Genomic DNA, 13,188 nt, shown 5'->3' with positions numbered 1-13,188 from the left:
ACCATGTCCTCTACCCGTTTCTCGCGAGGTCGGGCACGCGCCGGCGTTCTCGCTTCGATTGCCCTCGGCTCGGTTCTGCTCTCTGGCTGCACCGCAGCCAATGCGGATGCCGCTAGCTACACCTACGAGCCCGGTGAAGAGACCGTCGAGCTTGAGTTCTGGACCGCAGCCGTTGAAGACGTGAACCAGGAGCTCGTTGACATGTTCAACGAGACCCGTGGTGACGAGCTCAACATCCACGTCACCGCCAACTACCAGGGCGACTATGTTGAGACCGAGCAGAAGGTCAACGCGGCAGCGCTCGCTGACACTCTTCCCAACATGTTTGTGGATGAGGTCGGAATGACCGACCGGTTCGCTCGCGCCACCACCACGCTCAACCTCGAGCCGTACATGGCGGCTGTCGAAATGGACGACGCGGACTTCCAGATGGGCGAAACCGACAACCTCTACGTTGATGGCGACATGTACGCCTTCCCGCACATGCGCAGTGTTCCCGTGATGTACGTAAACCAAGACATGATGCGCGAACTCGGCCTCAAAGAGACCGGCCCCGAAACATTCGACGAGTTTGAGGAGTACCTCGAGGCGGCTCACGACTACGTCGGCGGCCCCGCGATGATCTTCTGCGACTACGACTTCTGGGTCATGGAAGCACTCTTCTACTCGTACGGCGGAACCGCTGTGCTCAACGACGACGAGACCGCGTCGATGTATGACACCGAGGGTGCCATCAAGACGATCGAGTGGATCGCCGACCTCGAAGACCGCGACCTCATCAAGGTCACCGGTGCTGCAGACGTGAGCGCGTTCTTCGCGGCAGCCGGCAGCGCAGATACAGCATTCACCTTCTTGAGCTCGGGCGGCATCCAGTCGATCCTTGGGCTTGCTGCCGGTAACGGAGTGGATGTTGGTGTCTCGCTGATTCCCGCCGGTGACAACGGCCAGCGTGGTGTCTCAGTCGGTGGATCGAACATCTACCTCGCCAACACCGGTACGGACCAGGAGAAGGCCGCAGCATTCGAGTTCATGAAGTGGACAAGCGACACCGAGCAGGCTGCCTACTCCTCGTCGCGCACCGGGTACCTGCCCGTGCGTCTTTCGGCTCTCGAAACCGACCTGATAAAGGACCTCATGGAGACCACTCCTGGCTATGCGGTTGCTGCTGAGCAGATCACCTACGGCAAGCCTCGCCCGATGACGAAGGCCTACAGCGAGCTCGAAGACCTCATGACCGAGCGCATCCACGCCATCTACTTCGACGACCTCGACGCGTCAGAAGCGATGCTGGCGCTCGCTGAAGAAGTCAACGAAGTGCTGAACCGCTAGCGTTCTCCACACGCACGAAAACAACGGCCGTGAACGGGGAAACCCGCTCGCGGCCGTTGTCGTTGTGCCGTGAGGAGCACGCGCGAACAGCACGTCGCGGACGGAAGGGTCTTTGGGACGGTGCCCATCAGCGCACTGTCGCGTTCGCACGCACACCTCTAGTCGTACCAACGCCACCGTTGTAGCGTGGGGCTATGACAACAGGCGTGTCGGAGGAACCGTGGCACGCGCTCGATTCTGCTGAGGCGTTTGTTCGACTGAAGACGAGCGCGCAGGGGCTGAGCACCGCCGAGGCCGCCGAACGGCAAGCCGAGTATGGGCCGAATCGGTTGGAAGTGCGCAAGCCAACGCCCGCCATAGTGGTGGCATTGCGACAGTTTCGTTCGCCGCTGATCGCGATCCTGTTGGTGGCCGCGACGATTACGCTGCTGCAGCAAGATTGGGTCGACTCGACCGCCATTCTCATTGTTCTCGTGCTGAATGCCTCGATTGGTTTTTGGGAAGAGACCCGGGCCGAGCGAGAAATGCGAGCCCTCGCCTCGCTCGCTGTTCCACGGGCACGCGCTCTGCGGGACGGCCACGTCATCCGTCTTCGAGCGGTGGATCTCGTTCCCGGTGATGTTGTCACGCTGGAGAGCGGTGAGCAGGTAACCGCAGATGTCAGAATTGTTGATGCTCACGCGCTTCAGGTTGATGAATCGATGCTCACGGGCGAGTCGGAGCAGGTTCACAAAACTCCTGACGCGGTTCCCGTGCATGCGGCGACGGCCGACCGCCGCGGGATGCTCTACAGCGGTACGTTCGTCACGTCTGGCCGTGCTCGTGGTGTGGTCGTCGCGACGGGTCGCGACACGGAGCTGGGGCGGATAAACGAACTGATCCAAACCCGCCCGGAGAAGACGCCACTCCAGCGGAGCATTAACAGTCTCGAACGCCGCATTGGAGTCTTCGTGGCAGTCGTTGCCGTCGCGGTGATCGCGACTGGTCTGCTGCTCGGCGAAGAACTCGAATCGGTCTTGCTATCGGCGATCGCCATGGCGGTAGCAACCATCCCTGAGGCGTTGCCCGTCGTGATGACGGTCGCGCTGGCACTCGGAGTGCGCCGGATGGCAACCCAGGGCGCGATCGTGCGCACGCTGCCGGCCGCCGAAACGCTCGGCTCGACGACGGTGATTGCGAGCGACAAGACGGGTACGCTCACCCAAAACCGCCTCGCGGTCGAGCGGGTGTGGGTGCCAGACCGCGGCGTCATTGAGGTTGAGGGCATGCGTTACGAGCCGAGTGGGGTGCTGCACCATCTCATCATGGCGGGTGCACTCGTGAACGAGGCACACTCTCGCGATGACGACGAAGGCGGTTTCATCGGTGATGCCGTCGATGTTGCGCTTGCAGTGCTCGCACGCTCGCTTGGTGTTACGAGTGACGATGACGAGCCCGATCAAGTGGCACGGCTGCCGTACGAACCACAGAACCGTTATTCACAATCGCTGCGCCGTAACGACAAGCGGGAGACGGATGCGGCACTCATGCTGTACGTCAAGGGCGCGCCGGAGCTCGTGCTCTCGATGTGTAGCGAGGAGGCCGGGGGAAGCCCCCTCGATGCGACCGCACGCCAGCGGGTGTACGACGCTCAAGCTCAGCTGGCCAGCGATGGTTACCGCGTGCTGGCAATCGCCTGTCGAAGGGTGGAGCACAATGAGCTCACGGGTCCGGAACTTCCGCACCCCAGCAAGCTGCAACTGCTCGGCCTTGTCGCTCTCACCGACCCTCCGCGGGCGGAGGCCCTCGAGTCGATCGCCCTCTGTGTTGGGGCGGGGATCCGCGTCATCATGGTGACGGGTGATCACCCGTTGACGGCTACGACGATCGCACGACGACTCGGAATCGCCGATTGTGACGATGTAATCACGGGGGCCGAACTCGACGACTTAGACGATGCTGCGCTAGCTGACCGGGTGGCTCACGCCGGCGTTATCGCCCGTGTTTCACCGTCAGACAAGCTTCGCGTTGTTCAGGCATTGCAAGCCACGGGGGAAACGGTCGCGGTGACGGGGGACGGCGTGAACGACGCCCCCGCGCTGAAAGCGGCCGCAATCGGTGTTGCGATGGGCAAGGCGGGCACCGACGTTGCGCGAGAAGCTGCGGATGTCGTGCTCACCGATGATCGTTTTGCGACCGTCGTCGAGGCGGTTCGGCAGGGCCGCATCGTGTTCTCGGCCATCCGCAAATCAACGTTCTTTCTGCTGTCGACTGGCTTCGGAATCATGCTGGCCGTCGCTATCAGCTTCTTTTTCGATCAGCCACTGCTGCTTATCCCGGTGCAGGTGCTGTGGATCAACGTCGTCACGAGCGGTCTGCAAGATGTTGCGCTCGCGTTTGAACCCGCCGAGGGGGACGAGCTTCGGCGGCGGCCGCGGGCAGCGAGCGAGGGAATCCTGTCGCGTGAGTTGTGGATGCGCACCGTGATGTCGTCGAGCTGGATGGCGACCGTGCTGATCATCACGTTCCAGCTGGCGCTCGCGGCTGGCTATGAACTGGATCGCGTGCGCACGATCACGATGACGGTCTTTGTGCTGATGAGCTTCTTCCAAGCAGGTAGTGCGCGCACCGAGCGACGTTCGCTCTTCACGATCAGTCCGTTCAGCAACCCGTTCCTTGTTGCGACCGCCCTCGGCTCGCTTGGGCTGCAGTGGCTTGTGATGTCGTGGCCGGTCAGCGCCAGCGTGCTGCAACTCGTGCCGCTCACGCTCGGGGAGTGGATGGGGTGCGCAGCCGCCGCGTCGACCGTGCTGATCTTCATCGAGGTCGAAAAGCTTGTGCGCCGGGTTTTGGCGGGGCGAACACGATTGTGAGCGCTACGCCTGGGGCCACTATCGATTTTCCCTCTCCAGATAGAGCAAGAGACGGAAGGCCGAGCAGCCCTCGAGGCTCTGCGTAAATACCCGACAGCAAGCACAGCGGCTTCGCTGACCTCCTTCCGGGAGCCGCTCGCCTGGGGCTGTTCAGAATTCCTATTCCGCTTCCCTGCCAAGCTTTTTCTGCGCCCGAGAAATTGATACCAAACCATTTAGCGTTGGGCGCCGAATCATCTACATGTCACTCACCAGAACACTTCGGGCACCGAAAGCCACCCTCGCAGGTGCGCTCATCTTGCCTGCACTTCTCATTGCGCTCTCGGGATGTGCAGGTTCTCAACCGTCCGCAACGACGCCGTCCGAGACGAGCGGGAGCGAACAGCCCGCCGAAACCGACGAAAACGTTGTCACGACTATCGGCCTGAAGTTCATGCCGAAGGATCTCACCGTCAAGGTCGGTACGACGGTTACGTGGCAGAACGGCGAGACGATCGGTCACACCGTTACCTCCGGAGCTTGGGGCGACGTCAACGAGTCGACCGGTCTCCGCGGGACGCAAACACCAGACGGCCTCTTCGACCACGACCTAGCTCCGAAGGGCCAGGAGGGCGACACGTTCTCCTACACCTTCGACGAACCCGGCGAGTACTCGTACTACTGCCAACCGCACTTGACCATGAACGCAACCGTCACGGTCGAACCGTAAGAACCCGCACGACACAACGCACCACCAACAAAAAACATCAACAAGGAGAAGAAGCAATGCGTAAATTCACAGCAATCACCGGTCTCGGACTCGCAGCGGCACTCACACTCTCGGGCTGCTCGGCAGCTACAGAGGCTCCGGCCACCACTGATGAGAGCAACTCTTCGATGGTCGTCGACACAGTAAACAGTGACGGCTCCGCACTGCGTGCATCGCTAACGGCCCTGCTCGCTGACCACGTCTACCTCGCCGGTGCAGCCATCGACCAGGCGCTCGCCGATGGTGGCGACCTTACGACGGCCGATGTTGCCGGAGCAGTCGAAACGCTCGACACCAACTCGGTCGAGATCGCAGCCCTCGTGGGCTCGGCTTACCCCGATGCCGAGCAGCCGTTCCTCGATTCCTGGCGCTCGCACATCCCGTTCTTCGTGAACTATGCAGTCGCGAAGGCAACGGATGACCAGGCTGGCATCGACCAGGCAATGTCAGATCTCGGCGGCTACGCAGTGTCGTTCGGCCAGCTGATGAATTCGGTTGTTCCTGAGCTCTCGGCTGAAGATGTACAGGCCGGCCTTGAGACGCACGCTTCATCGCTCATTGCAGCGATCGACGCCAACATCGCCGGTGACCCTGCCTACTTCGCGCTGCTGAAGGAAGCTGCTGGACACATGCCGATGACGGCAACAGCTCTCGCTGGCGGAATTGCAGCCAACAAGGGTATTCAGTAAAACCAATTCACGAGTGAGCCGGCGGGGAGCGATCGAATCGCTCCCCGCCGGTTTCATTGTTTCCGGGAAGTTGTTGAGAGAAAGGGCAAGTACATGAAGATTTTCAGTATTGCGGCACGGATTTGGATTGCACTCGCGTTGCTGGTTAACGCCTACGTGCACTTTGTTCTCGCGACTCCGTTCGATGCCATTGTCGGCTCGCTCGTCAGTCAGGGCGCGTTGTTCCGCATCCAGGGCGTGATGAATATCCTCGCGGCCGTTCTGGTCCTGGCGGTGTACCGCTGGTGGACCGGGCTGGTCGTGGCAGTGATCGCGGCGGGCGGCCTTGCACTCTTGGTGGCATCCGTTTATGTTCCATTGGACCTGAGTGCAATTGGGCTTCCCGTCATCTACGAGCCTGTCTGGTATTCCGACAAGGTGATAGCAGTCATCGCTCAGGGCTTCGCGCTAATCGGCGGCGTCGCGGTGGCGCTGCTTACTCGTAGCGCAAAGACTCAACCGGGTCGGCCTTAGCAGCGCGGGCGGCGGGCAGGGTGCCCGCGAGGAACGCGATGGCCATGACGACCAGGATGATCACGGTGACCGATAGTGGGTCGAAGGCGATCAAGGTGAGCCCCGGGAGGTCAGCGAGGAGTGCCCCGGCGAGCACCGAACTGATGCCTGTTCCGACGAGCATCCCGATGCCGACACCGATCGCGCTCCCGAGGAAGCCGATGATGACAGCTTCGAGGCTGAAGAGCCCGAAGATTTTGCCGCCGCCCATTCCCATGGCTTTCATGAGGCCGATTTCGCGGGTGCGTTCCTGTACCGACATGAAGAGGGTATTCACGATGCCGAAGCTTGCTGCCAGCAGGGCGATGATGGCGAAGGCGTTCAGCACGAGCACGATGGCGTCGATGATGGTTTTGAACGTTCCGAGCTGGTCGGCCACGGTCGTGCCGGTGTAACCGGCATCGGTGAGGCGTTCCTTGAGGGCTGTGACATCGGCATCCGTCGCGGCAGCATCGAAGCGGATGCTCGCCTGGGCGTAGCGCTCTTGCTCATCGAGAGCGATTCCGATGTTCTGCGTCGAGTACAGCTCGTCAGTCAGCGCATCGTTCACGACCAGTCCACCGGCACCAGTGGCGGCGATGCTTTCTTCGGCGACGCCCACGATGGTCGCGTCGACGAGATGCTGGGTGCGTTCCGCGTCAGTGATCGCGATCGTCAGGGTCTGGCCCACCGCGGCATCCGCGTCAGCGAAGCCGAGCGATTCCGCATAAGAGATTGGCACATTCAGTTCGAAGGCATCCGAATCGGCGGAGGGAGCTGTGCCGGCTGCAAGCTGCACGGTCTGGCCATCAACGAGTCCGCCCACGGAGGTCAGGTACTGGGGGCCGTCGCCTGACTGGATCCAGTCAGGAGAAATTGACTTGGTTGCCTCAACATCGAGCACGCCGTCAATGTTAGCGAGCGTCTCTAGATCGTCGGGGGTGAGGGCCACCACGGTGGAGCCGGGGCGGTTGAAGCCATCGCTGGCAATCGCATCGGGGTCGTATTCGGCGGGCCCAGAGCTGTCGGCGAAGCCGGCGTTGGCGTCTTGGCTTACTGACACGGTCATAACATCTTCCGCGCCGATCGAGGTCACCGTGTCATCGATGTAGCGATTGATGCCAGTGCCGAGGCCATTGGTGATGGTGAGCGTGAAAGCACCAACGAAGATCGCGAGGATCGTCAGAACGGTGCGGGTCTTCGAGCGGAAGGTATTGGATGCGGCGGTGCCGATCAGGTCGAGGGCGTTCATGCGGCCACCTCCGTGGTGTCGTTCACGAGGAGTCCGTCGCGAATGTAAATGCGGCGATCGCAGCGGGCAGCCAACTCATCATCGTGAGTGACGACAATGAGGGTGATGCCCTTGTCGCGGTTGAGTGCAAAGAGAATGTCTTCGACATTGCCTCCCGTCGCGGTGTCCAAGTTTCCGGTGGGTTCATCCGCGAAAATGATGCGCGGGTTGTTCACGAGCGCGCGGGCAATCACCGAACGTTGCTTCTGGCCGCCCGACAGGTTGACGGCCTTGTTCGACGCTTTGTCATCCATCTCCAATTGCTCAAGAGCGGCGTGCGCGCGTGCCTTCCGCTCGCTGCGGCGCACCCCGGCAATCTTCATCGGGAGCATCACATTTTCCAGAACGGAGATGTTGGCGGTGAGAAAGAACTGTTGGAACACAAATCCGAACGTCTTGTTGCGCGCACGATTGAGCTTCTTGCCCTTCAACGTGCTGGTGTCGATCCCTTCAAGCTCAACCGTTCCGGCGGTCGGGGCATCAAGAAGCGCAAGCACGTGCATGAGGGTCGACTTTCCCGAGCCGCTCTTGCCGATGATCGCGACGCTCTCGCCCTCGTTGATGTCGAAGGTGACACCTTTGAGCGCGTCAAAGCGGTTAGGGCCTTTGCCGTAGGACTTGTGGACATCCTTGACTCGGATGATGGGGGTAGTCATACGCCCCAGTCTCGCTGACTTCAGCGCTGAGCGAGTCAGCCGAGGGGAGTCACTGGCCTACGGCGAGAGAAGTATCTTCTGCGGTCTACTTCTTGAGCGCTGCTTGGCGTTTCTGCTCAGCAGCACGCTCGAGGCGTTCGATGCGCAACACGTCGACAAGCAGCAGGGCAATGGGCACCACGGATGCGACGCCCCACCATTCTTGATCTCCGCCAGTGTTTACATAGATGACGTTGAACACCACGGCCCAGATGAGCCCGCCGATGAGCCACACCAGTCGCCACCACGGAGTGGTGAGTTGGCGGATGCGTGCCTTCACAAGGGAGGGCTTCGCTGGGGGAGTGGCGTTGTCGGGCATGCCTGCTGGCGCGTCGTCGTGCATCCGCCAACTCTACGTTCTCTCTGTGCTCGCTGGGAAAAGCATCATGGTTCGATGGAATTGAGGGGATGCTGAGTAATTCTTTTCTACAGTGAGAGTGGCGCCACCGCGCTAGCCACTTGTGAGAAAAGGGAGACCATGGCACACGACCAATACACCTTCGTTGATCCAACCACTCGCTTCGAGAAGGTTTCGCCTCCGAAGCAGCATCAGCCGGAACCGGGTCTTGACTCAGAGTTGAAGCCGCTCGCTGACCTTGGCGAAGACAGTTATCGTGGCAGCGGCCGCCTTTCGGGCCGCCGGGCTCTCATTACGGGTGCCGACTCGGGAATCGGGGGCGCTGTCGCTATTGCGTTCGCGCGAGAAGGAGCCGATATTGCCCTCTCCTATCTCCCGAGCGAACAGAGCGATGCCGAGCGCATTGCCGGCTATATCCGGGATGCCGGTCAGCAGGCACACCTCTTCCCTGGCGACATTTCGAACGCGGAAGCTTGCCGCACCCTCGTCGCAGACGCCGCTGAAAAACTGGGCGGCCTCGATACTCTCGTGAACAATGCGGGAAAACAGGTCTTTTGCACCAAGCTCGAAGATCTCACCGACGAGGCATTCGATCAGACGTTCAAGACAAATGTCTATGCAATGTTCTGGATCACCAAGGCCGCACTCGAACATTTGCCGGCGGGCTCCACAATTATCAACACCACTTCCGTTCAGGCCTACAAGCCATCACCGGTGCTTGTCGATTACGCCTCGACGAAGGCCGCGATCAATTCGTTCACGAAGGCAACAGCGGCTCAGCTGGCTGAACGCGGTATTCGAGTCAACGCGGTTGCTCCGGGGCCAGTCTGGACACCGTTGCAGGTGTCAGATGGACAGCCTCAGGAGAAAATCGCCAGCTTCGGGCACGATACCCCTCTGGGGCGAGTCGGTCAGCCCGCTGAAATGGCGCCAGCGTACGTGTTCCTAGCATCGGCTGAATCGAGCTATGTCATCGGCGAAACCCTCAACGCGAATGGTGGAATTCCGACGCCTTAGCCACGTGCACGGCTGGATTCACCGAATACGTTTGGCTTCTTGAAACCTTTACGTAACACCCAACGGTCACGTTTAACGTTCCCGAAACATAACTGAGGGTCTAACGAAACGCTAAGACGGGATGCTTTGTCGTGCGGGTCAGTGGGAGTGGAATAACCCGACACTCACTGACAATCCGCAAAAGCATCCGTGTGCACAGGGCGCACAAAGCGAAAGAGGTTGAGATGGATACAGTCGTATGGGTACTCATTAGCACTGCATTAGTGCTGCTCATGACCCCCGGTTTGGCATTCTTTTACGGTGGACTCGTAAAAGAGAAGTCAGTAGTCAGCATGATGATGATGAGCTTCGGATCGCTCGGCCTTGTTGCCGTTCTCTGGATCCTCATCGGTGCAAACATGAGCTCGATCGACGGATCGGTGTGGTCGTTCGCCGGCAACCCGTTCAGCAACTTCGGTCAAGAAGGCGTCGCCGGCTCTGACCTCCTCGTTGTTGCATTCGGTGGAACCTTCGCCATCATCACCACCGCACTTATCTCCGGTGCCATCGCAGACCGTGCTCGCTTCGGACCCTGGATGATCTACACCGGTGTGTGGGCAACGCTCGTTTACTTCCCCGTTGCTGCATGGGTATGGGGCGGTGGCTGGATCCAGAACCTCGGAGATAGCCTCGGTGGCCTTCCTGCAGTTATCGACTACGCCGGTGGTACCGCCGTTCACATCAACGCTGGTGCAGCTGCTCTCGGACTCGCCCTGGTGCTCGGCAAGCGTGTTGGTTTCAACAAGAACATCACCCAGCCTCACAACGTTCCTCTCGTCCTTATCGGTGCAGCACTGCTCTGGTTCGGTTGGTTCGGATTCAACGCTGGTGCGTCTAGCGATCCAGACGAGGCCGGCCTGATCGTGTTCAACACGCTCGCCGCTCCTGCCGCAGCAATCCTCGGTTGGATCGTTGTTGAGAAGCTCCGCACGGGTAAGGCCACCGCAGTTGGCGCCGTATCGGGTGTTGTTGCTGGTCTCGTTGCCATCACCCCCGCTTGTGCAAACCTGACGCCTGGTTGGGCCTTGGTTCTCGGTCTTGTCGCCGGTGCCGTGTGTGCTCTCGCTATCGAGCTCAAGTACAACCTCGGCTTCGATGACTCGCTCGACGTAGTGGGACTCCACCTCGTCGCCGGCGTCATCGGAACCATCTACCTTGGCTTCTTCGCCACCGACACCGGACTCTTCACTGGTGGAGATGCAGGACAGCTCGCCGTTCAGACGATCAGCGTGCTCGCCGTAGCAATCTTCTCCTTCGTAATGTCCTGGTTGATCGGAACCGCGATTCAGAAGACCATCGGATTCCGCGTTACTTCGGAAGAAGAAATTGCTGGTATCGACCTCGCCGTCCACGGCGAGTCGGGTTATGCACTGTCGACGCAGGAAACTGTATCGGCTAAGTAGAACCCACAACCTCGGGAGGGGCACAGTTGTTATCGCAACTGTGTCCCTCTTTTGGTGGTTAACGAACAAACCCCGCGCCCTCTGGTCCATGCCAGGGGAAGCGGGGTTTCGTCGTGCGCGTGCGCGTACACGGAGGTAGGCGTGCGCCTCGTCGAGGCAGGTTACGGCTGCAACCGCATCCGCTTCCATTCGCCAGAGGCGGCACGCGTGAAGCGCACGCGGTCGTGGAGGCGGGAGCTGCGGCCCTGCCAGAACTCGATCGTCGAGGGCTCAACGACAAAGCCACCCCAGTCTTCTGGTCGGGGCACGTCGCGGCCTTCGAACTCAGCCTCGAGCTCGATCACACGGGCTTCAAGCACGGCCCGGGATGCGAGGGGTTGCGATTGTTCGCTGGCGTGCGCCGCGATCTGACTACCTCGCGGTCGCGTGGCGAAGTACGCGTCAGAAAGGGCAGCAGCGACAGGCCGAGCGGTTCCTTGCACGAGCACTTGCCGGTGGATCGAATACCAGGGGAAGACGAGCGCCGTGGCGGGATTCGCCAGCAGCGCGCGGCCCTTGATGGAACTGTAGTTCGTAAAGAACTCGAATCCGGTGTTGTCGATGGCGCGCAGCAGCACGGTGCGGCTACTGGGGGAGCCGTCGGCGTCAACGGTCGACAGCACCATCGCATTGGGTTCGTAGACATTCGCTTCGCTGGCATTGGCTAGCCAGAGGCGGAACTGCTCTATGGGGTCAGCGAGCACGTCCGAATCATTGAGCGGCAGCTGGCCGTAGTCGGTGTGGGTGCTCAAAGGGTCGGACACGGTGCATCCTTTCGACAGCGTGCGGGGTGCGCGCTGGTTAGTCCTCGTCTTCGATGAGGGCCTTGTTGCGGTCGGGGATGCCGTCCTCGTTCATGTCGCGCTTGCGAGCGAGTCGAGAATCCCAGCGGAGGCTGATCGCGGCGAGGATCGCCGCGAGTCCCGTGCCGATGAGAATGGCAAGTTTTGCACCAGTGGTGTGTTCGCTGTCGGGGAAGGAGAGCTCTGCGATGAGCAGGGAGACAGTGAAGCCGATTCCCGTGAGGAATCCGATGGGCAACAGGTCTCGCAATCCGATCGAGTCGGCGAGACGGAACTTTGTCACCTTGGTGATGAGAGCGGTCGTGCCGAGCACTCCGATGATCTTTCCGACCACCAGCCCGACGATGATGGCAGCGACAACGGGCTGCACAATTACGTCGCTGACGCTTTCACCGTCACCACCGAGGGAAACTCCGGCGGCGAAGAAGGCGAAGACGGGCAGCGCGATTCCGGATGACGTGGGGCGGACCGCATCGTCGAACGCGTGCGTGCGAGTGTCTTTCTCTCCGTGGATGAGTTTCGCTGGAACGGTGAAGCCGAGAACGACGCCTGCGATAGTCGCGTGAACTCCGGAATCGTGCATGAATGCCCAGGCAACGAGCGCAAGGGGAACCAGCAGCCACCAGCGAGGCTTGCGTGAGCGAACCACGAAGCCGAAGAGCACGATCGCGATGAGTGAGAACAGCAGCGAGAGGAGGTCGATGCTCTCTGTGTAGAAGAGGGCAATGATGATGATCGCGAGCAGGTCGTCGACGACAGCCATTGTGAGCAGGAAGGTGCGCAGGGCGCGGGGGAGTCCGCGACCGAAGATCGCGAGCACTGCGAGGGCGAACGCAATGTCGGTGGCGGTGGGAATCGCCCAGCCTCCGAGCGCAGTCGAGTCACCCGAAACGAGGATGATCAGCGTGAAGAGTAGCGCGGGAAAGAGCATCCCGCCGATTGCAGCAAAGACAGGAACGGCGGCTTCGCGCGGTTTGCGCAGGCTGCCAGCAACAAGCTCCTGCTTGAGCTCGACGCCAACCACGAAGAAGAAGATCGCGAGCAGGCCGTCTGCCGCCCAGGTGGCCAGCGAGAGATTCAGGTGAAGAGCCTCAGGGCCGATGGTGGTCTCGGCAAGAGCTGCATAGCCGTCACGCCACGGCGAATTGGCCCAGATGAGGGCGATCGCTGCGGCAACCATCAGCAGCACACCGCTGGTGGTCTCCATGGTGACCCACCGGCGTACTCGCTTGCGGGGGCTCAGTTTCTTGACGGATGTGGTCACAAAATTCCAGACGTTGAGGTTCGTCAGCGGGGTCGCCGACACAATCGCCGACCAGACTTCCCGGCACTCCGCTCGCAATTCTACCGGTTGTGCGCCTGAGGGAGTGCACGGAAAGGCCGCGGGCCTGACC

12 protein-coding genes are annotated in these 13,188 nt (G+C 60.8%); 7 read left to right on the top strand and 5 right to left on the bottom strand.

The features are described from left to right. Window positions 1–3 precede the first annotated feature (3 nt). The 5 genes from ACWFSR_RS10805 (at window position 4) to ACWFSR_RS10785 (ending at window position 6,131) form a co-directional block, all read left to right on the top strand. On the top strand, window positions 4–1,329 hold the full coding sequence (locus ACWFSR_RS10805) for an extracellular solute-binding protein (RefSeq protein WP_447522362.1): 1,326 nt from the start codon (window positions 4–6) through the stop codon (window positions 1,327–1,329). A gap of 194 nt (window positions 1,330–1,523) precedes the next feature. After that, window positions 1,524–4,181 carry a cation-translocating P-type ATPase gene (locus ACWFSR_RS10800; RefSeq protein WP_447522361.1) on the top strand — a complete coding sequence of 886 codons (2,658 nt, stop codon included), beginning with the start codon at window positions 1,524–1,526 and terminating at the stop codon, window positions 4,179–4,181. A 241-nt stretch (window positions 4,182–4,422) separates the two neighbouring features. Beyond that, window positions 4,423–4,890: a cupredoxin domain-containing protein gene (locus ACWFSR_RS10795; protein WP_197109586.1), complete on the top strand. Its 468-nt coding sequence runs from the start codon at window positions 4,423–4,425 to the stop codon at window positions 4,888–4,890. A 56-nt stretch (window positions 4,891–4,946) separates the two neighbouring features. Further along, on the top strand, window positions 4,947–5,618 hold the full coding sequence (locus tag ACWFSR_RS10790; RefSeq protein ID WP_197106243.1) for a hypothetical protein: 672 nt from the start codon (window positions 4,947–4,949) through the stop codon (window positions 5,616–5,618). Between the two features lie 93 nt (window positions 5,619–5,711). After that, window positions 5,712–6,131 carry a hypothetical protein gene (locus ACWFSR_RS10785; RefSeq protein ID WP_197109588.1) on the top strand — a complete coding sequence of 140 codons (420 nt, stop codon included), beginning with the start codon at window positions 5,712–5,714 and terminating at the stop codon, window positions 6,129–6,131. Here ACWFSR_RS10785 and ACWFSR_RS10780 read toward each other — a convergent pair. The 3 genes from ACWFSR_RS10780 to ACWFSR_RS10770 form a co-directional block, all read right to left on the bottom strand. Then, on the bottom strand, window positions 6,094–7,401 hold the full coding sequence (locus ACWFSR_RS10780; RefSeq protein ID WP_447522360.1) for an ABC transporter permease: 1,308 nt from the start codon (window positions 7,399–7,401) through the stop codon (window positions 6,094–6,096). The two genes, ACWFSR_RS10785 and ACWFSR_RS10780, sit on opposite strands and share 38 nt — an antisense overlap. After that, on the bottom strand, window positions 7,398–8,096 hold the full coding sequence (locus ACWFSR_RS10775; protein WP_197106240.1) for an ABC transporter ATP-binding protein: 699 nt from the start codon (window positions 8,094–8,096) through the stop codon (window positions 7,398–7,400). The genes ACWFSR_RS10780 and ACWFSR_RS10775 overlap by 4 nt, the downstream gene beginning before the upstream one ends. Window positions 8,097–8,181: 85 nt before the next feature. Further along, complete coding sequence (locus tag ACWFSR_RS10770) at window positions 8,182–8,478, bottom strand: hypothetical protein (protein WP_197109590.1); 297 nt, start codon at window positions 8,476–8,478, stop codon at window positions 8,182–8,184. A gap of 135 nt (window positions 8,479–8,613) precedes the next feature. Between ACWFSR_RS10770 and ACWFSR_RS10765 the strand changes: the two genes are divergently transcribed. Further along, a complete protein-coding gene (locus ACWFSR_RS10765) occupies window positions 8,614–9,510 on the top strand; it encodes an SDR family oxidoreductase (RefSeq protein WP_197109591.1) in 897 nt (298 codons plus the stop codon). A 224-nt stretch (window positions 9,511–9,734) separates the two neighbouring features. After that, on the top strand, window positions 9,735–10,952 hold the full coding sequence (locus ACWFSR_RS10760) for an ammonium transporter (protein WP_197106237.1): 1,218 nt from the start codon (window positions 9,735–9,737) through the stop codon (window positions 10,950–10,952). 161 nt (window positions 10,953–11,113) lie between these two features. Here the strand turns inward: ACWFSR_RS10760 and pdxH are convergent, their stop codons facing one another. Both pdxH and nhaA read right to left on the bottom strand, forming a co-directional pair. Then, window positions 11,114–11,755 carry a pyridoxamine 5'-phosphate oxidase gene (gene pdxH, locus ACWFSR_RS10755; RefSeq protein ID WP_447522359.1) on the bottom strand — a complete coding sequence of 214 codons (642 nt, stop codon included), beginning with the start codon at window positions 11,753–11,755 and terminating at the stop codon, window positions 11,114–11,116. Window positions 11,756–11,792: 37 nt separating this feature from the next. Further along, window positions 11,793–13,100, bottom strand: a complete 1,308-nt coding sequence (nhaA, locus tag ACWFSR_RS10750) for a Na+/H+ antiporter NhaA (protein ID WP_307783814.1) — start codon at window positions 13,098–13,100, stop codon at window positions 11,793–11,795. Window positions 13,101–13,188 lie beyond the last annotated feature (88 nt).

This window comes from Salinibacterium sp. NYA9b (assembly GCF_976973725.1).
The sequence above is the reverse complement of the archived record's forward strand: the minus strand, read 5'-3'. Positions and strand labels throughout refer to the sequence as shown.